This window comes from Phreatobacter sp., from assembly GCF_030691135.1.
GTDB lineage: Bacteria > Pseudomonadota > Alphaproteobacteria > Rhizobiales > Phreatobacteraceae > Phreatobacter.
Genome location: NZ_JAUYFA010000067.1, coordinates 1 through 25,167, shown reverse-complemented (window position 1 = coordinate 25,167; position 25,167 = coordinate 1). Strand labels below are relative to the sequence as shown.

The 25,167-nt window shown below is 67.8% G+C and carries 24 protein-coding genes; 8 read left to right on the top strand and 16 right to left on the bottom strand.

All coding sequences use genetic code 11. The features are described 5' to 3' along the window. Nucleotides 1-152: 152 nt before the first annotated feature. Complete coding sequence (locus tag Q8O26_RS11945) at nt 153-1,229, top strand: tartrate dehydrogenase (protein WP_305575846.1); 1,077 nt, start codon at nt 153-155, stop codon at nt 1,227-1,229. Between the two features lie 144 nt (nt 1,230-1,373). Beyond that, nucleotides 1,374-2,117 carry a TerC family protein gene (locus Q8O26_RS11940; RefSeq protein WP_305575844.1) on the top strand — a complete coding sequence of 248 codons (744 nt, stop codon included), beginning with the start codon at nt 1,374-1,376 and terminating at the stop codon, nt 2,115-2,117. 75 nt (nt 2,118-2,192) lie between these two features. On the opposite strand, the gene recF is transcribed toward Q8O26_RS11940, so the two are convergent. The 5 genes from recF to Q8O26_RS11915 form a co-directional block, all read right to left on the bottom strand. Next, nucleotides 2,193-3,347, bottom strand: a complete 1,155-nt coding sequence (gene recF / locus Q8O26_RS11935; protein WP_305575849.1) for a DNA replication/repair protein RecF — start codon at nt 3,345-3,347, stop codon at nt 2,193-2,195. Nucleotides 3,348-3,478: 131 nt separating this feature from the next. Then, nucleotides 3,479-4,000, bottom strand: a complete 522-nt coding sequence (locus tag Q8O26_RS11930) for an L-2-amino-thiazoline-4-carboxylic acid hydrolase (RefSeq protein WP_305575842.1) — start codon at nt 3,998-4,000, stop codon at nt 3,479-3,481. 91 nt (nt 4,001-4,091) lie between these two features. Beyond that, entirely contained in the window at nt 4,092-4,616 is a 525-nt protein-coding gene (locus Q8O26_RS11925) for a PleD family two-component system response regulator (RefSeq protein ID WP_296572662.1), read from the bottom strand. A gap of 75 nt (nt 4,617-4,691) precedes the next feature. Further along, nucleotides 4,692-5,288 (bottom strand): nicotinate-nucleotide adenylyltransferase, encoded by a 597-nt coding sequence (locus Q8O26_RS11920; RefSeq protein ID WP_305575848.1) that lies wholly within the window; start codon nt 5,286-5,288, stop codon nt 4,692-4,694. A gap of 56 nt (nt 5,289-5,344) precedes the next feature. Then, nucleotides 5,345-6,637 carry a glutamate-5-semialdehyde dehydrogenase gene (locus tag Q8O26_RS11915; RefSeq protein WP_305575840.1) on the bottom strand — a complete coding sequence of 431 codons (1,293 nt, stop codon included), beginning with the start codon at nt 6,635-6,637 and terminating at the stop codon, nt 5,345-5,347. Nucleotides 6,638-6,799: 162 nt separating this feature from the next. On the opposite strand from Q8O26_RS11915, the gene Q8O26_RS11910 reads away from it, so the two are divergent. Further along, the gene (locus Q8O26_RS11910) at nt 6,800-7,963 is read left to right on the top strand and encodes a divergent polysaccharide deacetylase family protein (RefSeq protein ID WP_305575838.1); all 1,164 of its coding nucleotides are present in this window, start codon (nt 6,800-6,802) and stop codon (nt 7,961-7,963) included. Nucleotides 7,964-7,990: 27 nt separating this feature from the next. Beyond that, nucleotides 7,991-8,500 (top strand): RNA pyrophosphohydrolase, encoded by a 510-nt coding sequence (locus Q8O26_RS11905; RefSeq protein WP_305575836.1) that lies wholly within the window; start codon nt 7,991-7,993, stop codon nt 8,498-8,500. 441 nt (nt 8,501-8,941) lie between these two features. Here Q8O26_RS11905 and Q8O26_RS11900 read toward each other — a convergent pair whose 3' ends face one another. The 6 genes from Q8O26_RS11900 to Q8O26_RS11875 form a co-directional block, all read right to left on the bottom strand. Further along, nucleotides 8,942-9,355 carry a F0F1 ATP synthase subunit epsilon gene (locus Q8O26_RS11900; RefSeq protein ID WP_305575834.1) on the bottom strand — a complete coding sequence of 138 codons (414 nt, stop codon included), beginning with the start codon at nt 9,353-9,355 and terminating at the stop codon, nt 8,942-8,944. 101 nt (nt 9,356-9,456) lie between these two features. Beyond that, nucleotides 9,457-10,914: a F0F1 ATP synthase subunit beta gene (atpD, locus tag Q8O26_RS11895; RefSeq protein ID WP_305575833.1), complete on the bottom strand. Its 1,458-nt coding sequence runs from the start codon at nt 10,912-10,914 to the stop codon at nt 9,457-9,459. A gap of 27 nt (nt 10,915-10,941) precedes the next feature. Beyond that, the gene (locus Q8O26_RS11890) at nt 10,942-11,820 is read right to left on the bottom strand and encodes a F0F1 ATP synthase subunit gamma (RefSeq protein ID WP_305575831.1); all 879 of its coding nucleotides are present in this window, start codon (nt 11,818-11,820) and stop codon (nt 10,942-10,944) included. Next, nucleotides 11,820-12,272: a PH domain-containing protein gene (locus Q8O26_RS11885; protein ID WP_305575829.1), complete on the bottom strand. Its 453-nt coding sequence runs from the start codon at nt 12,270-12,272 to the stop codon at nt 11,820-11,822. Before Q8O26_RS11885 ends, Q8O26_RS11890 begins: the two co-directional genes overlap by 1 nt. A 10-nt stretch (nt 12,273-12,282) precedes the next feature. Beyond that, nucleotides 12,283-13,812 (bottom strand): F0F1 ATP synthase subunit alpha, encoded by a 1,530-nt coding sequence (gene atpA, locus Q8O26_RS11880; protein ID WP_305575827.1) that lies wholly within the window; start codon nt 13,810-13,812, stop codon nt 12,283-12,285. Next, on the bottom strand, nt 13,812-14,372 hold the full coding sequence (locus Q8O26_RS11875) for a F0F1 ATP synthase subunit delta (protein ID WP_305575826.1): 561 nt from the start codon (nt 14,370-14,372) through the stop codon (nt 13,812-13,814). The genes atpA and Q8O26_RS11875 overlap by 1 nt, the downstream gene beginning before the upstream one ends. A gap of 340 nt (nt 14,373-14,712) precedes the next feature. Here Q8O26_RS11875 and Q8O26_RS11870 point away from each other — a divergent pair, with 340 nt between their 5' ends. Next, the gene (locus Q8O26_RS11870) at nt 14,713-15,327 is read left to right on the top strand and encodes a histidine phosphatase family protein (RefSeq protein WP_305575824.1); all 615 of its coding nucleotides are present in this window, start codon (nt 14,713-14,715) and stop codon (nt 15,325-15,327) included. Nucleotides 15,328-15,380: 53 nt separating this feature from the next. On the opposite strand, the gene Q8O26_RS11865 is transcribed toward Q8O26_RS11870, so the two are convergent. The 5 genes from Q8O26_RS11865 to Q8O26_RS11845 all read right to left on the bottom strand — a co-directional run bounded on the left by Q8O26_RS11865 (nt 15,381) and on the right by Q8O26_RS11845 (nt 22,519). Continuing rightward, nucleotides 15,381-17,588 (bottom strand): FAD-dependent oxidoreductase, encoded by a 2,208-nt coding sequence (locus Q8O26_RS11865; RefSeq protein ID WP_305575822.1) that lies wholly within the window; start codon nt 17,586-17,588, stop codon nt 15,381-15,383. A gap of 14 nt (nt 17,589-17,602) precedes the next feature. Further along, nucleotides 17,603-18,811 (bottom strand): acetyl-CoA C-acetyltransferase, encoded by a 1,209-nt coding sequence (locus Q8O26_RS11860; protein ID WP_305575820.1) that lies wholly within the window; start codon nt 18,809-18,811, stop codon nt 17,603-17,605. A 73-nt stretch (nt 18,812-18,884) separates the two neighbouring features. Then, nucleotides 18,885-20,042, bottom strand: a complete 1,158-nt coding sequence (locus Q8O26_RS11855; RefSeq protein WP_305575818.1) for an acyl-CoA dehydrogenase family protein — start codon at nt 20,040-20,042, stop codon at nt 18,885-18,887. Between the two features lie 128 nt (nt 20,043-20,170). Then, nucleotides 20,171-21,967, bottom strand: coding sequence for an acyl-CoA dehydrogenase C-terminal domain-containing protein (locus tag Q8O26_RS11850; RefSeq protein WP_305575816.1), 1,797 nt, complete (start codon nt 21,965-21,967; stop codon nt 20,171-20,173). A gap of 69 nt (nt 21,968-22,036) precedes the next feature. Then, nucleotides 22,037-22,519, bottom strand: coding sequence for a MerR family DNA-binding transcriptional regulator (locus Q8O26_RS11845; RefSeq protein WP_305575814.1), 483 nt, complete (start codon nt 22,517-22,519; stop codon nt 22,037-22,039). Between the two features lie 227 nt (nt 22,520-22,746). Here Q8O26_RS11845 and Q8O26_RS11840 point away from each other — a divergent pair, with 227 nt between their 5' ends. From Q8O26_RS11840 to Q8O26_RS11830, 3 genes are all read left to right on the top strand, one after another. Continuing rightward, the gene (locus Q8O26_RS11840; protein ID WP_305575812.1) at nt 22,747-23,316 is read left to right on the top strand and encodes a sigma-70 family RNA polymerase sigma factor; all 570 of its coding nucleotides are present in this window, start codon (nt 22,747-22,749) and stop codon (nt 23,314-23,316) included. A gap of 5 nt (nt 23,317-23,321) precedes the next feature. Continuing rightward, nucleotides 23,322-23,954, top strand: a complete 633-nt coding sequence (locus Q8O26_RS11835; protein ID WP_305575810.1) for a DUF1109 domain-containing protein — start codon at nt 23,322-23,324, stop codon at nt 23,952-23,954. A 105-nt stretch (nt 23,955-24,059) separates the two neighbouring features. Beyond that, a partial coding sequence (locus Q8O26_RS11830) for a 5'-3' exonuclease H3TH domain-containing protein (RefSeq protein WP_305575808.1) occupies nt 24,060-25,167 on the top strand: 1,108 nt, incomplete at its 3' end.

Below are 25,167 nucleotides of genomic sequence, written 5' to 3'. Positions count from 1 at the left end.
TCGCTCTTCGCGTCATGGCCGGGCTTGTCCCGGCCATCCACGACGTGAACACGACGCCGCTGGAGAAAAAGTCGTGGATGGCCGGGACAAGGCCGGGCATGACGTGAGCAATGCGGCGCGTTTGATAACGCCCCAAGGATCAGGAGACCCCCATGGCCCGTTCCAACACCTACAAGCTCGCCGTCATCCCCGGCGACGGTATCGGCACGGAAGTGATGCCCGAGGGCCTGCGCGTGCTGGAACGCGCCGCCGCCAAATATCGCTTCTCGGTCGAGCTCGAGCACCACGACTTCTCGTCCTGGAACTATTACGAGAAGCACGGCCGCATGATGCCGGAAGACTGGAAGGCGAAGATCGGTGGCTCGGACGCCATTTTCTTCGGCGCCGTCGGCATGCCGGACAAGATCGCCGACCACGTCTCGCTCTGGGGCTCGCTGCTCTTGATGCGCCGCGAGTTCGACCAGTACGTCAACCTGCGCCCGGTCAAGCTGATGCCGGGCGTGCCCTCGCCGCTGGCCGGCCGCAAGCCCGGCGACATCGACTTCTTCGTCGTTCGCGAGAACACCGAGGGCGAGTATTCCTCCGTCGGCGGCCGCATGTTCCCCGGCACCGAGCGCGAGTTCGTGCTGCAGGAGACGGTGATGACGCGCATCGGCGTCGACCGCATCCTGAAATATGCCTTCGAACTGGCGATGAAGCGCCCGCGCCGGAAGCTCACCAGCGCCACCAAGTCCAACGGCATCTCGATCTCGATGCCCTACTGGGACGAGCGCGTCGCGGAGATGAAGAAGGCCTATCCGGACGTCGCCGTGGACCAGTACCACATCGACATCCTCACCGCCCATTTCGTCCTCAATCCCGACCGCTTCGACGTCGTCGTCGCCTCCAACCTCTTCGGCGACATCCTCTCCGACCTCGGCCCGGCCTGCACCGGGACGATCGGCATCGCGCCGTCGGGGAACATCAACCCGGACCGCAAATTTCCCTCGCTGTTCGAGCCGGTCCACGGCTCCGCCCCGGACATCGCGGGCAAGGGCATCGCCAATCCCATCGGCCAGATCTGGTCGGCGGCCATGATGCTCGACCATCTCGGCGAGCCGGAGGCGGCTGCGGCCATCGTCCGCGCCATCGAGGAGGTGCTGGCGACGTCCGAATATCGCACCCGCGACCTCGGCGGCACGGCCGATACCGTCGCCTGCGGCAAGGCGATCGCCGACGCCCTCGCCTGAGGCGGCCGGCACCGGATGCGCGGGCGGCGCCGCGCATCCGCGACATCGCGATTTGGGGCTGGCATTCCGCCACAAAGGCGTTAAGACCGCCACGAACAGTCGCTTAGCGCGGGCACAGTCCCGCACCAATCGGATGGATTGTTGATGGACAACCAATTCTGGATCGGCCTTCTCCAGATCATCTGGATCGACCTCCTGCTCTCCGGTGACAACGCGGTTGTCATCGCGCTTGCCTGTCGCGGCCTGCCCGAGAAGCAGCGCAAGTGGGGCATCCTGCTCGGCGCCGGCGCGGCCGTCGGCCTGCGCATCCTCTTCGCGCTGATCATCACCTATCTGCTGGCCGTTCCCTTCCTCAAGCTGGTCGGCGGCCTGCTGCTGTTCTGGATCGCCACCAAACTGATCGTCGGCGAGGAGGGCGGCGACCACGGCGGCATCCAGGAGAGCGACAACCTCTGGAAGGCCGTCCGCACCGTCGCCATCGCCGACGCCGTCATGAGCCTCGACAACGTCATCGCCATCGCCGCCGCTTCGCACGGCAATGTCTGGCTCTTCATCTTCGGCCTCGCCCTCACCATCCCGCTGATCATCTTCGGCTCGACGCTGATCCTCGGCATCATCGAGCGCTACCCGATCTTCGTCTGGGCCGGCGCCGCCCTGCTCGGCTGGATCGCCGGCGAGATGCTGCTCAGCGATCCGGTCGTGCTGCGCCAGCTCATGGCCTGGGGCACCGGCCTCGTCACCCAGGTGGAGGTCAGCCAGGTCTATCCGGCCGGTCTGAAACCGGTCGCGCTGGCCCATTACGGGTCGGCGGTGGTCGGCGCCATCGTCGTGCTCGGGCTGGGCTATGTCCTGCGCAAGCGCCGTGACGAAGCCGCCGCCAGCCACTGAGCGGACGGCCCTGAACGCAAGGCAAGGCCCGCCCTCGTGGCGGGTCTTGTCGTTTCAGCCCTCAGAACGGAGGCCTCAGCCGCGGCTGACCACGCCGGAGGCGACGGTGAACAGGTCGGCCCGGTCACCCAGCGCCGCGAAGGCGTGCGGGTCGGCACCGGTCATCCAGACCTGCGCCCCGAGGGCATCCAGCGCGTCATAGAGGGCGCCGCGGCGTTCGGGATCGAGATGGGCCGCGACCTCGTCCAGCAGCACGATCGGCGTGAACCCCGCCATTTCCGCCACCAGCCGGGCATGGGCGAGGACGAGGCCGATCAGCAGCGCCTTCTGCTGGCCGGTCGAGCAGCGCTCGGCCGGCGCGCCGGAGGGGCCGTGGACCGCGAGAAGGTCGGTGAGATGCGGCCCGACCGTCGTGCGGCCGGCGGCGCGGTCGCGGTGCCGGTTATCGCGCAGCACGGCGCGGTAATCGTCCTCAACGGCGAGGGCCGGCCGCTCCAGCACGCCGGCTTCCAGCGTGCCGTCGAGGGCCAGCAGCGCCCAGGGAAAGGGCGAATCCGGATCCTTGGTCGCGGCGATCAGCCCGGCGAGCCGGTGCACCGCCTCGGCCCGCGCCGCGGCGACGGCGACCGCGAGTTCGGCCGTCTCGTGCTCGACGGCGTCGAGCCAGGCAGGATCCGGCGCGTGGTCCTCCAAAAGCCGGTTGCGTGAACGCAGCGACCGCTCCAGCGCATTGACCCGGCTACCGTGTTCAGCATCCACCGCCAGCACCAGCCGGTCAAGGAAGCGCCGCCGCTCACCGGCCGAACCGAGAAAGAGCCCGTCCATGGCCGGGGTCAGCCAGACGACGCGCACATGATCGGCGAAGGCGGTGGCCGAGCCCACCGGCACGCGGTCGATGCGGCACTGGCGCGAGCGCACGTCGGGATCGCCGCCGTCGATGCCGGTGCCGAGCACGGCCTCGTCATAGGGACCGACGAGGGCGGCGCTGACCGCCCAGCCGCCGTCCCCCTGGTCGAAGGACGCCTCCGCCAGCGTGGCGCGGCGCAGGCCCCGTCCCGGCGTCAGGAAGGACAGGGCTTCGAGGATATTGGTCTTGCCGGCGCCGTTCTGCCCGATCAGCGCCACGAGCCCGGCTTCGGGCTCCAGCGTCGCGGCGCGATAGCTGCGGAAGCGCGACAGCGACAGGCGCGTGATGCGGCCGCGCAGCGGCGCTGCCGCCCCGTCGTCCATCGGCCGAACCAGCCCCTGAATCGTTTCCGCCATGGCCTCCTTATGGCGATGCGGCAGATTCGGCGCCACCCCGGATGCGGCAGCAGCAGTCTGGCACCCCCCCGCGTCGTTCCGCGGCGGGAACCGGCCGCTCACGCCGCCGGCTTGTCGGCCTCGTAGGTGAAGCGGAAGTCGCAATGCGAGGCACCCTGCATGATCGTCTGGGTGCGTTCGAGCTTCAGCTTGGGATCATAGCCCTCGCAGAAGGTCCCGTCGCGCTGGCAGGAGAGCAGCGCACCGATCTCGCCGAGGCCCATCGCCTTGTACATTTCGGAATAGCGGCAGCGCACGACGTTGAAATCGTAGGTGGTCTCGGTCCGCCCGATCTCCTCGACGGTGAGGGCGCCTTCCGCCGTCCACAGCGGCTGCATGGCGATGAAGCCCTGCAGCGAGGGCCCTTCCGGTGACTGGGCGGCAAAGCGGGCCGCCTGTTCGAGCGCCGAGCGGCGCACCGCCTCGCCGATGGTCGACCGCGCCACGTCGATGCCGTGGCTCTCCTTCAACTGGTCGTAAACGTGCTTGAGGATTTCCGCCTCGATGCGCCGCTTCTCGATCATCGACAGGCCGGCGGGATGGGCCGGCGGCGCAGCCGGTGCGGTGGTGGCGGCAGTCATGGCGGGGGCTCCTTCGAACGGTTCGAAGGCGACAGGGAAGCCGGATCGCGCCCGCCTGGCAAGAGGCCCGCTCGCGGGCCAGCTGCGACTGTCAGGCGACGTTGGCGGGCGGCATGATGCCCCGCGCCCTGAGGCGCGGCTCGACCAGCAGCTTGCGCGGCTCGGGTCCGTAATAGCCGTTGAGATGCACCATCGGCCGCGGCTTGACGATGATCGAGATGATCCGCTCCAGCAGCGCCTTGCCGGAGATCGGCTTGGCGACGAATTCGTGCACCCCGAGGCGCGTCGCCTCCATCACCCGCCAGCGCTCAAGATGCGAGGTGAGCATGATGATCGGCACGTCCGGCACGGGAAAGCTGCGGGGATTGCGGACGATGCGCAGCATCTCGGCCCCGTTCAGCATCGGCATTTCCCAGTCGAGAATGACGATGTCGGGCGCATGGACGCGGATATGCTCAAGACCGGCGAGGCCGTCGGCAGCCTCGTGCACGGTCTTGATCCCGATATTGGTCAGGATGTTGCGCACGACCTTGCGCATGAACTGGTTGTCGTCGACGATCAGCACGTCGACGCTGGACAACAACTGTTCCGCTTTCTTCGAGATCAGGCCGTTCATGCAACTTCACCCACCCTGTCACCACTGCCGGGGACATTAGGCGGGCCGTCTTGAACCGCGGCTAAGCCAATCGAATCAATTTGACTGAAGTTGCATTTTCTCCCGCAGCGCGGTCGAGGACAGCGGCGATTTGATGCCGTGCAGGAAGACCCAGGCCGGCGGACGGGCATCGGCCAGCAGCCGGCCGTCGGCCTCGCTCAACCGGTAACGGGAAAGCGTCTGCGCCGCGACACCGGCTGCGGCCTTCAGGCTGGCACCCGGCCGGTCCACCACCGCGATGGGCAGGAGCCCGGCAATGCCGCGCCAGTTCTGCCAGAGGTGGAACTGCGCGAGATTGTCGGCGCCCATGATCCAGACGAAGCGCACGCCGCGGCAGCGCGCCTTCAGCTCAGCGATCGTATCGAAGGTGAACCGCGTGCCGAGCGCCGCCTCGACGCCGGTGACGTGGATGCGCGGATGGCTGGCGAGCTTTCGCGCCGCGGCGATCCGCGCGTCGAGCGGCGCCAGCCCGCGCCCCGCCTTCAGGGGATTGCCGGGGCTGACCAGCCACCAGACCGCGTCGAGGCCGAGACGCCTGAGCGCTGTCAGCGCCACCAGCCGGTGCGCGTCGTGGGGCGGGTTGAACGAACCGCCGAACAGGCCGATCCGCATTCCCTCCGCATGGGGAGGCATGACGAGGCGGAGGCCGGCGCGCGGCCGGCGCTGGGCGATGCGGCTGCCATAGGGCCTCACGGGCGGGTCTGCCCCGAACCGCGCACCCGGTATTTGAACGTGGTCAGTTGCTCGACGCCGACGGGACCGCGGGCATGCATCCTGCCGGTGGCGATGCCGATCTCGGCGCCGAAGCCGAACTCGCCGCCGTCGGCGAACTGGGTCGAGGCATTGTGCAGCACGATGGCGCTGTCGACCTCGGCAAGGAACCGGTCGGCCGCCGCCTGGTCGGTGGTGACGATGGCGTCGGTATGGTGCGAGCCGTAGCGTTCGACATGGGCGATGGCCTCGCCGAGGCCGCTCACCACCTTCACGGCGATGATCGGGGCGCTGAACTCCGTGCTCCAGTCCTCCTCGCTCGCCGGTGTGACGCGCGGGTCGACGATGCGGGTCAGGCTGTCGCCGCGCACCTCGCAGCCGGCATCGAGCAGCGCCGCGACGAGCGGCCTCAGATGCGTGCCGGCACAGGCCTCGTCCACCAGCATCGTCTCCGCCGCGCCGCAGACGCTGGTGCGGCGCATCTTGGCGTTAAGCGCGATGTCCATCGCCATGGCGAGTGGGGCGGCGCCGTGGACATAGACGTGACAATTCCCGTCGAGATGGGCGAAGACCGGCACCCGCGCTTCGGCTGCGACCCGCGCCACCAGGCTCTTGCCGCCACGCGGGATGATGACGTCGATGGTGCCGCCGAGACCCTGCAGCATGTGGCCGACCGCCGCCCTGTCGCGGGTCGGAACCAGCGAGATCGCCGCCGCCGGCAGACCCGCCTGGTCGAGTCCGAGGGCGATCGCCTGATGCAGGGCCTGCGAGGAGCGGAAGCTGTCGGAGCCGCCGCGCAGGATGGCGGCATTGCCCGATTTCAGGCAGAGCGCCGCCGCGTCGGCGGTGACGTTCGGGCGGCTCTCATAGATGACGCCGATCACGCCGAGCGGGACGCGGACCCGTTCGATCCTGAGGCCGTTCGGCCGGTCCCAGGCCTCCATCACCGCCCCGACGGGATCGGCGAGATCGCGCACCAGCTCGATGCCGGCGGCGATCGCCCCGATGCGGCCGGGATCGAGCGCCAGCCGGTCGATGAAGGAGGGGCTCACGCCCTCCTGGCGGGCGGCGGCGACATCCTCGGCATTGGCTTCGCAGATGAGGGCGGTGCGGGACCGGATCGCCTGGGCCATGGCGGTCAGGGCGGCGTTCTTCTGGGCCGGGGTGGCGAGGGCGAGCCGGCGCGCCGCCGCCTTGGCGCGGCGGCCGATCTCCAGCATCACCTGCTCGGTGCTGGCCTCTTCACCGATCGCGCTGGGAGCCGCGGACATGGGAACCTCCGGAGCAGTCTTGCCTAGCACGGCAGCCCGAACAGGTAAAATCGAGCGGATCCGTGCATTCATCCACCGTTCGACCGGTTTGGTTAACCGCGGATTAACGGTTCCCGCCTGATCTAGAGGGGCGGTAATCCGAACCGCGCCAGCGCAGGCGCCATGACCGACGACCTCAATGCCCCCCTCGGGGTGGACAGCCAGCAGGAGACGAAGCGGCGGCTGCCGATGCTGCCGCTCGTGCCGATCGCCGCCGGCGTCGTCGGAGCGCTCGTCCTCGGCATGGCCGGGGCCATCGCCTTCATCCACAACCCCCTCGGCGGCGAGCCGCGCGCCGTCACCGCCATCGCCGCGCCGGCGCCGCGCACCGCCGTGGCGACCCCGCAGCAGGCGGTCGCCGCCGCCCCCGCCGCCCGGCCCGCCGAACCGGAAGGGCCGACCGTCAACATCATCGACGGAATGTCGGGCACCGCCCGCAGCGTCCGCATCGCGGCCTCCCCGCAGGAATCCGCCGCCGGGCTCGACCCGCGCCTGAACGAACGAACAGCTCTCGGCATCCTGCCGCGCGTCGCTCCGGACGGCAGCAGGCCGCGCGACGTCTATGCCCGCACCTTCCGCCTGCCGGCCGGCGCCGATGCCACGGCGCCGCGGATCGCCATCCTCATCGGCGGGCTCGGCATCAGCCAGCAGAGCACCTCCGAGGCACTGTCCAAGCTGCCCGGCGCGGTCTCCTTCGCCTTCGCTCCCTATGCCAGCGACCTCGACCGGATCGTCGCCAGGGCCCGCGCCGACGGCCACGAGGCCTTCCTGCAGATTCCCATGGAGCCGATGGACTATCCCGATAATGACCCCGGCCCGCAGACCCTGCTGACGACGCTCTCCAGCGAGCGCAACACCGAGCGGCTGCACTGGGCGATGGCGCGGTTCCAGGGTTATGTCGGGCTGGTCAACTATATGGGCGCCAAGTTCACCGCCACCGAGAGCGCCGTCACCCCGATCCTGCGGGAGGCCAACCGCCGCGGCCTGATGATGATCGACGACGGCACCAGCGCCCGCAGCCTCATTCCGCAGATCGCCACCGTTCTGCAGCAGCCGGTGCTGCGCGGCGACATCCATCTCGACCGCGTCCCGACGCCGACAGAGGTCGATACCCAACTCGGTCGCCTGGAGGCCAGGGCCCGCGAAAGGGGCTTCGCCCTCGGCGTCGGCTCCGCCCTGCCGGTGACGATCGACCGTGTCGCCCGCTGGGCCCGTGAACTCGAGGGCCGCGGTTTCGTGCTGGTCCCGGTTTCCAACGGGGTCGCGCGCCGCCAGCCGGCCGGTTAGAATGGTAACCTGCCCCGGATCCGCCCCATGACCCGCTTCGAAGATCTGCCCTACCGGCCCTGCGTCGGCGTCGCCCTGTTCAACCGTGACGGCCTGGTCTTCGTCGGCCGGCGCAAGGGGCCCGCCCCCGAACATGTCGATGCCGGGCATGCCTGGCAGATGCCGCAGGGCGGCGTCGATCCCGGCGAGGACCCGCTCGTCGCCGCCCGCCGCGAACTCTTCGAGGAGACCAATGTCCGTTCGGTGACGCTGCTCGCCGAGGCGGCCGAATGGTTCGCCTATGACCTGCCGCAGGATGTCGCCGGCCAGGCCTGGAAGGGCCGCTATCGCGGTCAGACGCAGAAATGGTTCGCCTTCCGCTTCGAGGGCGAGGACGGCGAGATCGACGTCCGCAACCCCGGCGGCGGCCACAAGGCGGAGTTCGAGGCCTGGCGCTGGGAGGCACTCGCCGCAACGCCGGAGCTGATCATCCCGTTCAAGCGCGGCGTCTATCGCAAGGTCGTCGAGGCCTTCGCCCCCTTCGCCCATCCGCTGTGACGGCGGCACGGCAGATTTTCTCTTTTTTCCTATTTCGGTTTTTTGTCATTGACGAGCGCAACGCCCGATGCTACCAGATCCGACATCTTGGATGACTGCGCCCTGGCCTCGCCAGACCAAGCACCGCCCGTCGTCACCGGGGTTTGCGGCCAGGGGATTCGCGGCGCGGGCACGCCTTCACCTCTCACCGGCGGGGCAGGCACCTCTCACTGGCGGGGCAGGCACCTCTCCCCGGCGGCGCGGACACGCCTTCACCTCTCCCCGGCAGGGAGAGGTCGACGCGCGCAGCGAGGCGGGTGAGGGGGAGAGTGGATGTTGGAGAGGGCATGCCCCCTCACCCGGCCTGAGGCCGACCTCTCCCCGCCGGGGAGAGGTGAAGATGCGACGCCAACGAAAAGGCCGCCCGGAGGCGGCCCTGGATTCGTCAAGGGACGGGTCGGTTCAGTGGGTCGAACCGGCGGTCGCCAGGGCCGCCTTGACGGACTTGAGCTGGTCGAGCCGGTCGGAGGCCTTGATCCGGTGGGCGTCGTCCTTGGCGTCGGTCAGGTCTTCCTCGGCTTCGCGGATCTCGCGGTCGATCTGGTCGACGTGGAGATCCTCGACCGCCGTCGCCCGCTCGGCGAGGACGGTGAGCCCGCCCGCCGAGATCTCGGCGAAGCCGCCGCGCACATAGAGGCGCTTCGGCTGGCCGTCGGCATGGATGGTCAGGATACCGGGACGCAGGGTCGCGACGAAGGGCGCGTGACCGGCGAGAACGCCGAAGTCACCCTCCGAGCCCGGCACCATGACCTGATCGACGGCTCCGGAAAAGAGCTGCCGCTCGGGCGAGACCAGTTCGAAATGGAAGGTCGCCATGTTCGTTCTAGCGTGTGGCGGACGGCGAATGGCGGATGGCAAGCACCCGGCCTCTCGTCATCGCCCCTGATCGCTACTCCCTGTTCGCTGTTCGCCCGTGATCAGGCGGCTTCGGCGGCGAGCTTGCGGCCCTTGTCGACCGCTTCCTCGATGGTGCCGACCATGTAGAAGGCGGCCTCCGGGAGGTGGTCGTACTTGCCGTCGACGAGGTCGCTGAAGCCCTTCACGGTGTCCTTCAGGTCGACGAACTTGCCGGGCGCGCCGGTGAAGACCTCGGCGACGAAGAAGGGCTGCGACAGGAAGCGCTCGACCTTGCGGGCGCGGGCCACCGTCAGCTTGTCCTCTTCAGACAGCTCGTCCATGCCGAGAATGGCGATGATGTCCTGCAGCGACTTGTAGCGCTGCAGGGTCTGCTGGACCTTGCGGGCGACCGCATAGTGCTCGTCGCCGATGACGCGGGGGTCAAGCATGCGCGAGGTCGAGTCGAGCGGGTCGACGGCCGGATAGATGCCCTTTTCAGCGATCGAGCGGTTGAGCACGGTCGTCGCGTCCAAGTGGGCGAAGGAGGTGGCCGGCGCCGGGTCGGTCAAGTCGTCGGCGGGGACGTAGATCGCCTGCACCGAGGTGATCGAGCCCTTCTGGGTGGTGGTGATGCGCTCCTGGAGGGCGCCCATGTCGGTGGCCAGCGTCGGCTGGTAGCCCACCGCCGAGGGGATGCGGCCGAGAAGCGCCGACACTTCCGAACCCGCCTGGGTGAAGCGGAAGATGTTGTCGACGAAGAACAGCACGTCCTGGCCCTGGTCGCGGAAATGCTCGGCGATGGTCAGGCCGGAGAGGGCGACGCGGGCGCGGGCGCCCGGGGGCTCGGTCATCTGGCCGAACACGAGGGCGCACTTGGAGCCGGCGCCGCCGCCCTTCTTGTTGACGCCCGATTCGATGAACTCGTGATAGAGGTCGTTACCCTCGCGGGTGCGCTCGCCGACGCCGGCGAACACCGAATAACCGCCATGGGCCTTGGCGACGTTGTTGATCAGCTCCTGGATCAGCACGGTCTTGCCGACGCCGGCGCCGCCGAACAGGCCGATCTTGCCGCCCTTGGCATAGGGGGCGAGGAGGTCGACGACCTTGATGCCGGTGACGAGGATTTCCGCTTCCGTCGACTGCTCGGCGAAGGTCGGGGCCGGCTGGTGGATGCCGCGGGTCAGGGTCGTCTTCATCGGGCCGGCCTCGTCGATCGGCTCGCCGACGACGTTGAGGATGCGGCCGAGCGTCTCGTCACCGACGGGAACGGCGATCGGCTGACCGGTATCGGTCACCGACTGGCCGCGCACCAGACCCTCGGAGGTGTCCATGGCGATGCAGCGCACGGTGTTCTCGCCGAGATGCTGAGCGACCTCGAGCACCATGCGGTGGCCGTTGTTGCTCGTCTCCAGCGCGTTCAGGATCTGCGGGAGATGACCCTCGAACTGCACGTCGACGACGGCGCCGATGACCTGGCTGATCCGGCCGGTGCCCGACGGGGCATTGGTGGCGTTCGCGCTGGTCGCTTTCTTTGCCATGATACGATCCTCTGGTGATGTCGTGACTCAGAGCGCCTCGGCGCCCGAGATGATTTCGATGAGTTCCTTGGTGATCATCGCCTGACGCGCACGGTTGTACTTGAGCGTCTGCTTCTTGATCATCTCGCCGGCGTTGCGCGTCGCGCTGTCCATGGAGGACATGCGGGCGCCCTGCTCGGACGCGGCGTTCTCGAGGATCGCCTTGAAGATCTGGATGGTCACGTTGCGCGGGAGGAGATCGGCGAGGATCTCGGCCTCGCCGGGCTCGAACTCGTAGGGGGCATTGTCGGCGCCAGGGGCGGCGGCGCCGCCTGCGACCTGCGCCGGAATGATCTGCTGACCCGTCGGGATCTGGGCGATGACCGACTTGAACTTCGAGAAGAACAGCGTGGCGATGTCGAACTCGCCCTCGGCATAGAGCTTCAGCACCTGGGTGCCGACCTCTTCCGCCTGGGCGTAGGAGAGCTGCTTGATCGCCCGGAACTCGATATAGCCGACGATCTGCTTCTCGAACTGGCGGCGGATCAGGTCGTAGCCCTTGCGTCCGACGCAGAAGAACTTGACCGTCTTGCCTTCGGCCTGGAGGGCGAGGGCACGCTCGCGGGCGAGGCGGACGATCGAGGTGTTGAAGGCGCCGCACAGGCCGCGCTCGGCGGTGGCGACGACGAGGAGGTGGACATTGTCCTTGCCGGTGCCGCTGAGCAGCATCGGCGCGTCCGAGCCGGTGACGGCGCCGGTGAGATTGGCGAGCACCGCATCCATCTTCTCGGCATAGGGGCGCGCCGCTTCGGCGGCGTTCTGCGCGCGCTTCAGCTTCGCAGCGGCCACCATCTGCATGGCCTTGGTGATCTTCTGCGTCGCCTTCACGGAGGCGATGCGGTTCCTGAGATCCTTCAAGCTCGGCATCAGCCGACGTCCCTTCTGGCTTCGATGGCCTGTTCCACCTTGCGGCGGAAGGCCAGCGGATCCGCAATCATCTTGATGGGCGTGGCGTTGATGCCAGTCCCATGGACGGTCACGTTCCCGAAATTGAGAACGCGCCCGAGGAAAGTCTGGTCGACGGCGACGGAGTCGACCTTCTCCAGCCGCTGCTCGATGGTGGAGCGGGCGATGAAGCCCCACTTCGCCACCACCTTGCGCGACGTCACCGCCAGTTCGGTCGTCCGGCTCATGAACCAGGCGACCAGCAGCCAGAGCGAGGCGAGCCCGAGGGCCACGACACCGTAGGGCCAGGCGAAGACCGCCGCGGCGATCCCGACAACGACCGCGACCATGGGCCAGAGGTAGACGATCCAGTGGATCGTCGCCTCGTGGATGATCTCCTCACCCGGGCCCAGGCTGTCGCTGACGTAGCTCACCGGCGGCCGATCAGCTGAACGAGGCCGCGAAGCTCTCGACGGCGGCCTTCAGCTTGGCGGCGGTGTCGTCGGCGAGGTCCTTGGACGAGCGGATCGTCTCCAGGATCGTGCCTTCTGACCGCAGCTTGCCGAGCAGACCCTCTTCGAAGGCCTTGACGCGGTTGAGCGGCAGCTTGTCGAGATAGCCGTTGGTACCGGCCCAGATGACGGCGACCTGCTCTTCCATCTTCAGCGGCGAATACTGATTCTGCTTGAGGAGCTCGGTGAGGCGGGAGCCGCGGTTGAGCAGGCGCTGCGTCGTCGCGTCGAGGTCCGAGCCGAACTGGGCGAAGGCGGCCATCTCGCGATACTGGGCGAGCTCGCCCTTGATCTTACCGGCGACCTTCTTCATTGCCTTGGTCTGCGCCGAGGAGCCGACGCGCGACACGGAGAGGCCGACGTTCACCGCCGGGCGGATGCCCTGGAAGAACAGGTCGGTCTCGAGGAAGATCTGGCCGTCGGTGATCGAGATGACGTTGGTCGGGATATAGGCCGACACGTCGTTGGCCTGCGTCTCGATGACGGGCAGCGCGGTCAGCGAGCCCTTGCCGGCGTCGTCGCCCATCTTCGCGGCGCGCTCGAGCAGGCGGGAGTGCAGATAGAACACGTCGCCCGGATAGGCTTCGCGGCCCGGCGGGCGGCGCAGCAGCAGCGACATCTGGCGGTAGGCGACGGCCTGCTTAGACAGATCGTCGTAGATGATGACGGCGTGCATGCCGTTGTCACGGAAGTACTCGCCCATGGCGCAGCCCGAGAAGGGCGCCAGGAACTGCATGGGCGCCGGGTCCGAGGCGGTGGCGGCGACGACGATCGAATATTCGAGCGCGCCGTTTTCCTCGAGGGCCTTGACGAATTGGGCGACCGTCGAGCGCTTCTGGCCGATGGCGACATAGACGCAGTAGAGCTTCTGCATCTCGTCGGCGCCTGCGACGTTCAGCGCCTTCTGGTTGAGGATCGTGTCGAGGGCGATGGCGGTCTTGCCGGTCTGGCGGTCGCCGATGATCAGCTCGCGCTGGCCGCGGCCGATCGGGATCAGCGCGTCGATCGACTTGAGACCCGTGGCCATCGGCTCGTGCACCGACTTGCGCGGAATGATGCCGGGGGCCTTGACGTCGACGCGGCGGCGCTCGGTGCTCTCGATCGGGCCCTTGCCGTCGATCGGATTGCCGAGGGCGTCGACGACGCGTCCGAGCAGGCCCTTGCCGACGGGAACGTCGACGATGGTGCCGGTGCGCTTGACGGTGTCGCCTTCCTTGATGTCGCGGTCGGCGCCGAACAACACGATGCCGACATTGTCGGTCTCCAGGTTCAGGGCCATGCCGCGGATGCCGTTGTCGAACTCGACCATTTCGCCCGCCTGGACGTTGTCGAGACCGTAGACGCGGGCGATGCCGTCACCGACGGAGAGCACCTGGCCGACCTCGGAGACTTCCGCCTCCTGACCGAAGTTCTTGATCTGGTCCTTGAGGATCGCAGAGATTTCAGCGGCGCGGATGTCCATCAGCCGACCTCTTTCATGGCGGTTCGAATCGCGTTGAGCTTGGTGCGAAGGGACGTGTCGACCATCCGCGAGCCGACCTTTACGATCAGTCCGCCGAGAATGGCCGGGTCCACCTTCACGTCGATCTTGGGTTCCTTGCCGAGCACGTCCTTCAGGGCGGAGGACAGCGAGGCGGAATGAGTGGGCGACAGCGCCTCGGCGACGGTCACCTCGGCGACGATCTCGCCGCGCGACCGGGCGACCATGCCATTGTAGCCGCGGATGATCGCCTCCACCGCGAAGAGGCGGCGGTTGGCGGCGACGACCTTGATGAGATTGCCGGCGATGCCGGAAATGCCGGCCTTGTCGAGGATGGCGCCGACGGCCCTGGTCTGGTCCTCCGAGGAGAACACCGGGCTCTTCACCAGGCGCTTCAGATCATCGGATTCACCGAGCATCGCCGAGAAGCGGGCGAGATCGGACTGGACCTGGTCCAGCTGTCCCGCCTCGTTCGCCAGCTCGAAAAGGGCCAGGGCGTAACGCCCCGCCATGCCGGAAACGGTCTTGTCTTCGCCAGCCACCGCGTCTCTCGCGCTTCACGTGTCGAGGCCTTCGGGTCCCGCTGTCTACAAGGCTTCCGCCCGGCAACAACAAACCTTTGTCTCGACTGGGAAATTCGTCACCGGGAGAACGTCACCGACGTGACCTTCCCCCGAAGTCGGCTGTCCGGTAGCACACGTATTCTCATGGTGCAACGCCATGAAAGCCGGGTGACGATGCGCAACGGCGCCAAAACCCGCGCATTCGCGCTTCTATCGGCCCCCGCGACGGCAGGGGCGAGCGTCACATGGTCGCAAATGGATACCTTTACAGTTGCGGCCGTCATACGAATTTGCCCCTGACGGATCCGGAGTTGACCCCATGCGCCACGCGCTCATCCGCATTGCCGTGCTTGCCAGCATGATCATGACGGCCGCTGTGACGACGGCCTCTGCCCAATCCGCCGTGACCGCCGAGGTGGTCGACGCCCTGCGCAAAGGCGGCCTCGTCCTGCTGTGGCGTCACCCCGCGACTCACAACGACCAGGCCGATACTGACCCGCTCAACCTGGCGGACTGCACGCGCCAACGCCAGCTGAACGATCTGGGACGGCAGCAGTCCCGCGACTTCGGGGCGGCACTGGCCGGCCGCAGCATCCCGGTGATGGCCATACGGACATCGCCGTTCTGCCGTGCCAAGGAGGCTGCGGAACTGACCGGGCTCGGCGCGGTGACGATCGATCCTGACCTCGGCGAGGGCGGGCTGGTCGTCCCGCCCGCCGAGAATAGCCGGCGCGCCCGCGCCCTGCGGACGCTTCTTTCGGCAGCCCCGCAGGGCGGCAACCTTGTCCTAGTGAGCCATCGGCCCAACATTCTCGACGCGGTCGGCGTCGAGGCCTTTACGGTGGCCGAGGGCGAGACCCTGATCTACCGGGCACGGTCGGCAGCGCCCGGCTTCGAACTCGTGGCGCGCGTGCCGATCACCGACTGGCGCTGAGCGATGGGGCCGCGGGCCGCCGGCACAGATGCGGCGGCCGCCCGCGCCGGCTCTCAGGCCGCTTCCTTCGTCCCGGCCATGCGGCCGTAGAAGGTCTGGCCGGTCTGCGCCATCTCGCGCAGCAGCTTGTTCGGCGTGAAGCGGTCGCCGTATTTCGCCGCCAGCGCGTCGCACTTCTTCACGAAGGCCTTGGTGCCGATCATGTCGATGTAGCTGAGCGTCCCGCCCGACCAGGGCGCGAAGCCGAAGCCGAGGATCGAGCCGACATCCGCCTCGCGCGGATCGGTCACGACCCCCTCCTCGACGCAGCGTGAGGCCTCCAGCGCCGTCGTCACCAGGAGCCGGTCGATGATCTCCTGGCGGTCGATCGCATCCGGGTCCTGCTGCTTGCCGACAAGGGCCTTGATCCCCTGCCACGCCGTCTTCTTGCCGGTATCGGGATAGTCGTAGAAGCCCTTCTTGGCCTTCTTGCCGATGCGGCCCTCCTGCTCGACCATGAAGGTCAGCAGCTTCTCCTGTTGCGGGTCGACCGCCTGGGCACCGACCTGCGCCTTGGTGGCCTTCAGGATCTTCAGGCCAAGGTCGATCGCCACCTCGTCATTGAGGGTCAGCGGGCCGACGGGCATGCCCGCCTGCTTGGCGAGATTGTCGATCATGACGGTGGGCACGCCTTCCATCACCATCAGATGGGCTTCCTTGATGTAGTTGCCGACGCAGCGGTTGACGTAGAAGCCGCGGGTGTCGTTGACGACGATCGGCGTCTTCTTGATCGCCTTGACGTAGTCGAGGGCCACCGCCAGCGCCTTGTCGCCGGTCTTCTCGGCCATGATCGTCTCCACCAGCATCATCTTGTCGACCGGCGAGAAGAAGTGGATGCCGATGAACTGGTCGGGACGTACCGAGGCCTTGGCGAGGCCGGTGATCGGCAGGGTCGAGGTGTTGGAGGCAAAGACGACGTCGGGCCGGATAGCGGCTTCCGCCTTTTTGATCACGTCGGCCTTCACCGCCGGATCCTCGAACACCGCCTCGATGACAAGGTCGACATCGGCGAGGTCGGCATAGTCGGCGCTGGCCGTGATCTTGGCGAGCAGCGCCTCGCGCTGGGCCGAGGAGGCGCGGCCCTTGTTGACCTGGTCGGTCATCAGCTTGTGGGTATAGGCCTTGCCCTTCTCGGCGGCTTCGACGTCGCGGTCGATCAGCACCACGTCCATGCCGGCCTGGGCCGAGACATAGGCGATGCCCGCCCCCATGAAGCCGGCGCCGATGACGCCGACCTTCTTCAACTGGGTCGGGGGCACGCCGGCCGGGCGGCGCAGGCCCTTGCCGAGGGCACCCATGGAGACGAAGAGCGAGCGGATCATCGCCTGCGCCTGCGGGGTGCGGAGCACCGAGGCGAAGTAGCGCGACTCGATGCGCAGCGCCGTGTCCATCGGCACGAGCAGACCCTCATAGACCGCGCTCATGATGGCGCGGGCGCCGGGATAATTGTCGTAGGTCTCCTTGCGATAGATGGCATTGGCCGGGGGCCAGACCATCATGCCGCCGGCCGAATAGACCGGACCGGAGGGCAGCTTGAACTTCGGCTTGTCCCAGGGCTTCACCGGGTCGACGCCGGCCTTGAGCCTCTCTTTGGCAGCTTCGATGAGCCGATCGGCGGGAACGATCTCGTCGATCAGGTTCATCGCCTTGGCGCGGTCGGCCTTGAGCTGGTCGCCCTTCAGCAGCATCTGCAGCGCCGACTGGATGTCGGCCATGCGCGGCACGCGCTGGGTGCCGCCGGCGCCGGGGAACAGGCCAACCTTCACCTCGGGCAGGCCGACGCGCAGCTTCGGATTGTCCGAGGCGACGCGGGCATGGCAGGCCAGCGCGATCTCGAAGGCACCGCCGAGGCACATGCCGTTGATGGCGCAGACGAAGGGCTTGCCGCAGGTCTCGATCTTGCGCAGCACCAGCGAATAGGCGCGGCTCTGCTCGAAGAAGTCGGCCATGGCGGCCTCGGGGCCCTTGGCCTTGATGGCGTCCTTGAAGGTCTGGCCGAGGCGCTCGAGCATGGTGAGGTCGGCGCCGCCGGAGAACGTGTCCTTGCCGGAGGTGATGACGACGCCCTTGACGGCGGGATCGGCGACGGCCGCATCGACGGCGGCATTGAGGTCATGGCCGACGGACTCGTCGATGACATTCATCGACTTGCCCTGCATGTCCCAGGTGAGGAGGGCGATGCCGTCCGAATCGACGGACCACGTGAAGTTCTTGAGGTTCATGACAGTCGCTCCCCTTACACGCGCTCGATGATGGTGGCGGTGCCCATGCCGGCGCCGATGCACAGCGTCACGAGGGCGGTGGATTTGCCGGTACGCTCCAGCTCGTCGAGCACGGTGCCGAGGATCATCGCGCCGGTGGCCCCCAGCGGGTGACCCATGGCGATGGCGCCGCCGCAGACATTGATCTTGTCATGCGGGATGTCGAAGGCCTGCATGTAGCGCAGCACGACCGAGGCGAAGGCCTCGTTGAGCTCGAACAGGTCGATGTCGGCGATCGTCATGCCCGCCTTCTTCAGGAGCTTGTGCGTCACGTCGACCGGGCCGGTGAGCATCAGCGCCGGCTCCGAGCCGATATTGGCGAAGGCGCGGATGCGGGCGCGCGGCTTCAGGCCCGAGGCCTGGCCCGCCTCGGCCGAGCCGAGGAGCACGGCGGCGGCGCCATCGACGATGCCGGAGGAATTGCCGGCATGGTGGACGTGGTTGACGCCCTCGAGCTCGGGATGCGCCTGGATCGCCACGGCGTCGAAGCCGCCGGCCTCGCCCATCATGACGAAGGAGGCGTTGAGGCTCGCCAGCGACTGCATGGTCGTGGTCGGGCGCATATGCTCGTCGCGGTCGAGGATGGTGAGGCCGTTCATGTCCCTCACCGGGATGACCGAGTTCTTGAAGCGGCCCTCTTCCCAGGACTTGGCGGCGCGCTTCTGGCTCTCCACCGCATAGGCGTCGACGTCGTCGCGGGAGAAGCCGTATTTGGTGGCGATCAGGTCGGCCGAGATGCCCTGCGGCATGAAATAGCTCTTCACCGCGATGGAGGGGTCGACCGGCCAGGCGCCGCCCGAGGCGCCCATGCCGACGCGCGACATGCTCTCGACGCCGCCGCCGATGACGAGGTCGTGCTGGCCGGCCATGACCTGCGCCGCGGCGAAGTTCACCGCGTCGAGGCCGGAGGCGCAGAAGCGGTTGATCTGGATGCCGGGGACGATGTCGCCGTAATCGGCCTTGAGGGCGGCGACGCGGGCGATGTCGCTGCCAGCCTCGCCGACGGGATCGACGCAGCCGAGGATGACGTCGTCGACGAGGCTGGTGTCGAGGCCGTTGCGGTCCCGGAGGGCGCGCAGCGTCGTGGTGGCCAGCTCCAGCGCGGTGACCTCATGCAGGGAGCCGTCGGACTTGCCCTTGCCGCGCGGCGTGCGGACATGGTCGTAGACGAAGACGTCGGTCATGGCGGGTTCCTCTCCCCGGTTGATGGTTGGGCGCGGGCGCCGCGCGGGCCGCAAGCCGGCCTGCGCATTCTGTCTAGAGCGAACGTGCGATCAGGATCTTCATGATCTCGTTGGTGCCACCGTAAATGCGCTGGATGCGCGCGTCCCGGTACATCCGCGAGATCGGATATTCGTCCATGAAGCCATAGCCGCCGAAGAGCTGGAGGCAGCGGTCGACGATGGTGTTCTGCAGGTCGGTAAGCTTGTACTTCGCCATGGAGGCCATGACCGTGTCGCACTGGCCGTGAAGATGCAGGCCGACGCAGGTCTCGTAGAAGGCCTTGGCCATGGTCGCCTCGGTCTTCATGTCCGCCAGCTCGAACTGGGTGTTCTGGAAGTCGATGACCTTCTTGCCGAACGCGCCGCGCTCCTTGACGTAGGCGATAGTCAACATCAGGGCCCGCTCGATCATGCCGATGGCGCCGCCGGCGATGATGAGGCGCTCCTGCGGCAGGGCGCGCATCATCTGGTAGAAGCCCTGGTTGGGCTCGGGGCCGAGCAGCGCCTCGGCCGGCAGCTTCATGTCGTCGAAGAAGAGTTCGGAGGTGTCGGCCCAGTCGAGGCCGAGCTTCTTCAGCTTGCGGCCGCGGCGGAAGCCGGGCGCATTCTCGGTCTCGACGACGAAGAGCGAGGTGCCCTTGGCGCCCGCCGACGGATCGGTCTTGGCGGCGACCACCACCATGTTGGCGTGCTGGCCATTGGTGATGAAGGTCTTCGAGCCGTTCAGCACCCAGCCGTTGCCGGAGCGCTCGGCCTTGGTGCGGATGCCCTGCACGTCCGAACCGGCGCCGGGCTCGGTCATGGCGAGGGCGGCAATGAGCTCGCCGGTCGCCATCTTCGGCAGCCAGGCCTTCTTCTGCTCTTCGGTGCCGTAATGGAGGATATAGGGGGCGACGATCGGCCCGTGGATGGCCCAGCCCCATGAGTCGGCCCCCGCCATGGCGATCTCGTGGGCGATGACGGACTCGTGGCTGTAGTCGCCGCCCGCTCCGCCATAGGCCTCCGGGATGGAGGCGGCGAGCAGGCCCGCATCCGCCGCCTTGATCCAGGCGTCGCGGTCCATCACGCCGGCTTCCGACCAGCGGTCGAGGTTCGGCACGAATTCCTTGGCGAGGAAGGCCCGGGTGCTCTCGGCGAGCATATCGTGCTCTTCGGTCCGCCAGGCGGGTTTCGGCAGGTTGAGGGCGCTCATGTCGTTCTCCCGGATGTTCTGTTCGGCCACTTCGGGGCGATTGTGCAGTTACACCATCGACCTGCGCGGCTCTAAAGACGGCCTTACGGGGGAGCCGGCGAGCCGGCTCCCCGATGCGGTCAGACCCTTCAGAATGCGTCGGCGGCAAGCGCCATCATCGAATCGGCACCCGCCGTGACGCGGGCGAGATGGGCGCCCGTCTCCGGCATCATCTGCTCGAAGAAGAAGCGTGCCGTCACCAGCTTGGCGTTCATGCGGTCGGTCGAGCCGTTGGCGCCCTCGGCGAGCTTCTCCGAGGCGACCTTGGCCATCTTCGCCCACATGTAGCCCATGGCGACGAGGCCGAACATGTGCATGTAGGGCGTCGAGCCGGCACCGGCATTGTCGGGCTTGGCCATGGCGTTCTGCATGAACCACATGGTCGCCGCCTGCAGGTCCTTCAGGCCCTTCGAGAGCGCGCCGACATAGGCGCCGACCGTCGGGTCGTCCTTGTTCTGCGAGCAGAAGGTGCCGACCTCGTTGAAGAAGGTCATCACCGCACGGCCGCCATTGGCGCCGAGCTTGCGGCCGACGAGGTCGAGCGCCTGGATGCCGTTGGCGCCCTCGTAGATCATGGCGATGCGGGCATCGCGGACGAACTGGCCCATGCCCCATTCGGTGATGTAGCCGTGGCCGCCATACATCTGCTGGGCCTTCACGGCATTGTCGAAGCCGAGATCGGTCAGCACGCCCTTCACGATCGGCGTCATCAGGCCGAGATGGTCCTCCGCCTTCTGCCGCTCGGCGGCGTCCTCGGAGCGATGCGAGACGTCGGCCATCAGCGCGGTCCACAGGGCGAGCGCCCGGCCCGCCTCATTGACGGCGCGCAGCGTCATCAGGGTGCGGCGGACGTCGGGATGGACGATGATCGGATCGGCGGCCTTCTCCGGCGCCTTGACGCCCGACAGCGACCGGCCCTGCAGGCGGTCCTTCGCATAGATGACCGCGTTCTGGTAGGCGACCTCCGACTGCGACAGGCCCTGGACGCCGACCGACAGGCGCGCCTCGTTCATCATCACGAACATGGCGTTGAGGCCCTTGTTCTCATGGCCGACGACCCAGCCGGTGGCATCGTCGTAGTTCATGACGCAGGTGGCATTGCCGTGGATGCCCATCTTCTCCTCGATCTTGCCGCAGGAGACACCGTTGCGCGCGCCGGGCATGTTGTCGGCGGTCGGCAGGAACTTCGGCACGACGAAGAGCGAGATGCCCTTGGTGCCCGCCGGCGCGCCCTCGATGCGGGCGAGGACGAGGTGGATGATGTTCTCGGCCATGTCGTGCTCGCCGGCCGAGATGAAGATCTTCTGGCCGGTGATGCGATAGGATCCGTCGCCGTTCGGCACCGCCTTGGTGCGCAGCATGCCGAGATCCGTGCCGCAATGCGGCTCGGTGAGGTTCATCGTGCCGGTCCACTCGCCGGTGGTCATCTTCGGCAGGTAGATCTGCTTGATCTCGTCGCTGGCATGGACGTTGAGCGCCGCCATGGCGCCCTGGGTCAGGCCGGGATACATGCCCCAGGCGAGGTTGGCCGAGGACATGAACTCGCCGATGATGGTGTTCACCGTGGCGGGCAGGCCCTGGCCGCCATAGGCGGGATCGAAGGCGAGGCCCATCCAGCCGCCCTCCTGATACTGCCGGTAGGCTTCCTTGAAGCCCGGCGGCGTCGTCACCGTGCCGTCGTCGTTGCGGCGGCAGCCGACCGTATCACCCACCACGTTGAGGGGCTGAAGTACCTCTTCGCAGAACCTGGCGCCCTCGTTGACGATGGCCTCGACGAGGTCGCGCGGTGCGTCCGAGAAGCCCGGCAGGTTGCCGTAGCCGTCCATCTTGAGGACGTCGTAGAGAACGAACATCGTGTCGTCGATCGGTGCCTTGTAGGTCGGCATGTCGCATCTCCTCCGGGAGGGGGCGCCCGTTCGGCGCCGGTTTCGCAATGTCGCCGCGCAGGCGGCGGATCAGTCCTTCGACGCCGAGGCGCCGATGCCGGCGAGCCGCCCGTCGATGACGGTGATCGCCCGTTCGAGTTCGTCGATGGCCGTGTCGATGTCGCTCTTCTGCGCATGCAGCCGGCCGATCTGCTCGCGATACTTGGTCCGCGCCACCTTCATCTGTGTGACGCCGCCGTCGCCGAGTTCGTAGAGGTCGAGCATCGCCTTGACCTCCTCGAGAGAGAACCCGACGCACTTGCCCATCAACACCAGGCGCAGGCGCGAGCGATCTCGGCGCGAGTAGAGCCGGTCCTGGCCCTGCCGCTTCGGGGCGAGCAGCCCCTTTTCCTCGTAGAAGCGCAGGGCGCGGGCGGTGACGCCGAACTCGCGCGTCATCTCGCGGATGGAGAAGACGTCCTTGCCGGCGGCCGTACCGGTGCGCGCCAGCAACTCGGCCAGCGTGACGCCCGGCGGGGGCACTGCCAGTTCCGGGTCTGGACCGGGTCGCATGGGATACCTCTCGCGCCAGCCGCTGTCTTGGCCCGCCTTATATGTCACGTTTACGTAAACGTCAACATTGATCGTCGCGGCATCCCGTCGCCGGGTCGGCAGATCGGCCCTGACACTCGCCACGGCGTCGGTGGCGCGGCACCTCCGAATAGGGCAGGCTTGTCACGCCGCCGCCATGTCTCGCATATGACGCAAGGCGTCTGTAACACTCGGCGCCCCTGCCGCGTATGAAGCCCATAGGTCCGAAGTTGAAAGACCGGAACGACGACTGGAGTGCCTGGATGCGGGCGGGGCTTGCCGGCGACGAAGGTGCCTATAGGCGCCTTCTGCGCGAGCTGACGCCGTTCCTGCGCACGCTGGCCCGGTCCGGCCTGGCAAGGGCCGGTCGCCCCACCGCCGAAGCGGAGGATATCGTGCAGGACGTGCTCATCGCGATCCATACCCGCCGCAGCAGCTGGATTGCCAGCGAACCGCTGGTGCCGTGGATTCGCGCCATCCTGAAGCACAAGCTGATCGACTTCCTGCGCCGCCGCGGGACGACTGGTCATATCGACATCGATACCTTCGCCGAGGTGATCGCCGCGCCCGCGGAAGAGCCGGGGATCGCCACGCGCGACGTCGTCAAGCTAGCCGAGAGCCTGCCGTCCGGCCAGAAGGCGGTGATCCACGCCATGTTCGTCGACGGCCACAACACGCAGGAGACGGCCTCCGCTCTGCAGATGAGCGAGGGCGCCGTCCGGGTTTCCCTTCACAGAGGCCTCGCCAGCCTCGCAAAGATGCTCCGCGGGAGCATATGAGTGCCATGAAGACCGAAGACCTCATCACCGCCCTGTCTCGCGACGCCAGGAGGACCGGCCCTTCGGTCCACGGGCGCCTCGCCATGGCCGTCGCCCTCGGCATCGCATCGGCCTTCGCGATGCTGGTCGCCGGTCTCGGCATCAGGCCGGACCTGACCGCGGCGAGCCGCAACATGCTGTTCGACCTGAAGATGCTGCTGGTGGTGACGCTGGCCGTCGCCGCCATTGCCCTGGTGCGGGCCTCGGCACGCCCGGAAGCCGGGTTGCCGAAGATCGTCCTCCTGGTTCCCGGGCTCGTTCTCATGTTCGGCATCGGCCACGAGATCGCGACCCAGCTCCCCGCCGCGCTTCCCGGCCGGCTGTTCGCGCGGAACTGGGCCTTCTGCCTCGTCGCCATTCCCCTGCTCGGCGCCCTGCCGCTCGCCGCCATCCTGACCGCCATGACGGCGGCGGCCCCGCGCAACGCGGCGCTCGCCGGCGCTCTCTCCGGCTTTGCCGCCGGCGCCATCGCCGCGGTCGCCTACGGCCTGCACTGCTCCGACGATTCGCCGCTCTTCGTCGCCGCCTGGTATTCCATCGCCATCGCCATGCTGACCGCCGCCGGCGCCGTCATCGGGCGACGGGTGCTCGCCTGGTAGGGGTGGAACGGACCCCTCTTCAAGGCTGGTGACGGCGCGACTGCTGACATGACGCGCGGGCCGGGGCCGTCCATAATGGCGCCTCATCGCAGAGGCCCCCATTCCATGCACACCGAGCATCACCGCCCCGTCGGCAAGGGCGACCGCGTCTTCCTCGTCGACGCGTCCTCCTTCGTCTTCCGCGCCTATTTCCAGTCCATGAACCAGGACCGGAAGTACAATGTGCGCTCGGACGGCCTGCCGACCGGCGCCGTGCGCCTGTTCTCCACCAAGGTGCTGCAATTCGTCGAGGAGGGCGCACTCGGCGTGAAGCCGACCCACCTCGCCATGATTCTCGACAAGAGCGAGAACTCCTTCCGCAAGGAGCTATACCCCCTCTACAAGGCCCAGCGCCCACCGCCGCCCGAGGATCTCGTGCCGCAGTTTCCGCTGATGCGCGCCGCCATCCGCGCCTTCGGCCTGCACGCCATCGAACAGGACACCTACGAGGCCGACGACCTCATCGCCACCTATTGCGACGAGGCCTGCTCGCGCGGCGCTGACGTGCTGATCATCTCCGCCGACAAGGACCTGATGCAGCTCGTGCGGCCCTGCGTCGCCTTCTACGATCCGGAGAGCGGCATCCGCGGCAAGCCCGGCTACCGGCCGGAGCGCCTGCTCACCCACGGCGACCGTTTCGAGCGCTGGAACGTGCCCACGGAGAAGATCGGCGACGTCACCGAATATTGGGAAGGCATGCCGCCGGACAAGATCGTCGACATCCAGTCGCTGGAGGGCGACACCTCCGACAACGTGCCCGGCGCGCCCGGCATCGGCCGCAAGACGGCGGCCCAGCTCATCGCCGAGTATGGCGATCTCGACACGCTGCTCGCCCGCGCCCACGAGATCAAGCAGCCCAAGCGCCGCGAGACCCTCACTGACCCCGCCGTGATCGAGAAGGTCCGCATCTCGAAAAAGCTCGTGCAGCTGGTGCGCGACGTGAAGGTCGAGGTGCCGCTCGACGAGACCGGCCTCCTGAAGCCGGACGGGCAGACGCTGATCGCCTTCTTCAAGGCGATGGAGTTCACCACCATCACCCGGAAGGTCGGCGACCTCTACGGCGTCGACCCGGCCAAGGTCGATCCCGACCCGGCCCTGGTCGCGGGCCCGAAACCGGCCCCCGTGGCGGTCGCCGCGACGGCACCCGGCGAGGAGGCCTCCCCGGCCGCCGCCG

What these genes read in the sequence shown, in the direction of transcription:
- recF (WP_305575849.1), bottom strand. Translation starts at nt 3,347, where the DNA reads ATGGACGACGGGGCGGCAGCGCCGCTGCGCGGCCGCATCACGCGCCTG.
- Q8O26_RS11920 (WP_305575848.1), bottom strand. Translation starts at nt 5,288, where the DNA reads ATGCCTCCCCATGCGGAGGGAATGCGGATCGGCCTGTTCGGCGGTTCG.
- Q8O26_RS11910 (WP_305575838.1), top strand. Translation starts at nt 6,800, where the DNA reads ATGACCGACGACCTCAATGCCCCCCTCGGGGTGGACAGCCAGCAGGAG.
- Q8O26_RS11855 (WP_305575818.1), bottom strand. Translation starts at nt 20,042, where the DNA reads ATGAGCGCCCTCAACCTGCCGAAACCCGCCTGGCGGACCGAAGAGCAC.
- Q8O26_RS11865 (WP_305575822.1), bottom strand. Translation starts at nt 17,588, where the DNA reads ATGAACCTCAAGAACTTCACGTGGTCCGTCGATTCGGACGGCATCGCC.
- Q8O26_RS11900 (WP_305575834.1), bottom strand. Translation starts at nt 9,355, where the DNA reads ATGGCGACCTTCCATTTCGAACTGGTCTCGCCCGAGCGGCAGCTCTTT.
- Q8O26_RS11850 (WP_305575816.1), bottom strand. Translation starts at nt 21,967, where the DNA reads ATGCCGACCTACAAGGCACCGATCGACGACACGATGTTCGTTCTCTAC.
- Q8O26_RS11845 (WP_305575814.1), bottom strand. Translation starts at nt 22,519, where the DNA reads ATGCGACCCGGTCCAGACCCGGAACTGGCAGTGCCCCCGCCGGGCGTC.
- Q8O26_RS11870 (WP_305575824.1), top strand. Translation starts at nt 14,713, where the DNA reads ATGCGCCACGCGCTCATCCGCATTGCCGTGCTTGCCAGCATGATCATG.
- Q8O26_RS11835 (WP_305575810.1), top strand. Translation starts at nt 23,322, where the DNA reads ATGAAGACCGAAGACCTCATCACCGCCCTGTCTCGCGACGCCAGGAGG.
- Q8O26_RS11925 (WP_296572662.1), bottom strand. Translation starts at nt 4,616, where the DNA reads ATGAACGGCCTGATCTCGAAGAAAGCGGAACAGTTGTTGTCCAGCGTC.
- Q8O26_RS11940 (WP_305575844.1), top strand. Translation starts at nt 1,374, where the DNA reads ATGGACAACCAATTCTGGATCGGCCTTCTCCAGATCATCTGGATCGAC.
- Q8O26_RS11905 (WP_305575836.1), top strand. Translation starts at nt 7,991, where the DNA reads ATGACCCGCTTCGAAGATCTGCCCTACCGGCCCTGCGTCGGCGTCGCC.
- Q8O26_RS11890 (WP_305575831.1), bottom strand. Translation starts at nt 11,820, where the DNA reads ATGCCGAGCTTGAAGGATCTCAGGAACCGCATCGCCTCCGTGAAGGCG.
- atpD (WP_305575833.1), bottom strand. Translation starts at nt 10,914, where the DNA reads ATGGCAAAGAAAGCGACCAGCGCGAACGCCACCAATGCCCCGTCGGGC.
- atpA (WP_305575827.1), bottom strand. Translation starts at nt 13,812, where the DNA reads ATGGACATCCGCGCCGCTGAAATCTCTGCGATCCTCAAGGACCAGATC.
- Q8O26_RS11945 (WP_305575846.1), top strand. Translation starts at nt 153, where the DNA reads ATGGCCCGTTCCAACACCTACAAGCTCGCCGTCATCCCCGGCGACGGT.
- Q8O26_RS11860 (WP_305575820.1), bottom strand. Translation starts at nt 18,811, where the DNA reads ATGACCGACGTCTTCGTCTACGACCATGTCCGCACGCCGCGCGGCAAG.
- Q8O26_RS11915 (WP_305575840.1), bottom strand. Translation starts at nt 6,637, where the DNA reads ATGTCCGCGGCTCCCAGCGCGATCGGTGAAGAGGCCAGCACCGAGCAG.
- Q8O26_RS11930 (WP_305575842.1), bottom strand. Translation starts at nt 4,000, where the DNA reads ATGACTGCCGCCACCACCGCACCGGCTGCGCCGCCGGCCCATCCCGCC.
- Q8O26_RS11840 (WP_305575812.1), top strand. Translation starts at nt 22,747, where the DNA reads ATGAAGCCCATAGGTCCGAAGTTGAAAGACCGGAACGACGACTGGAGT.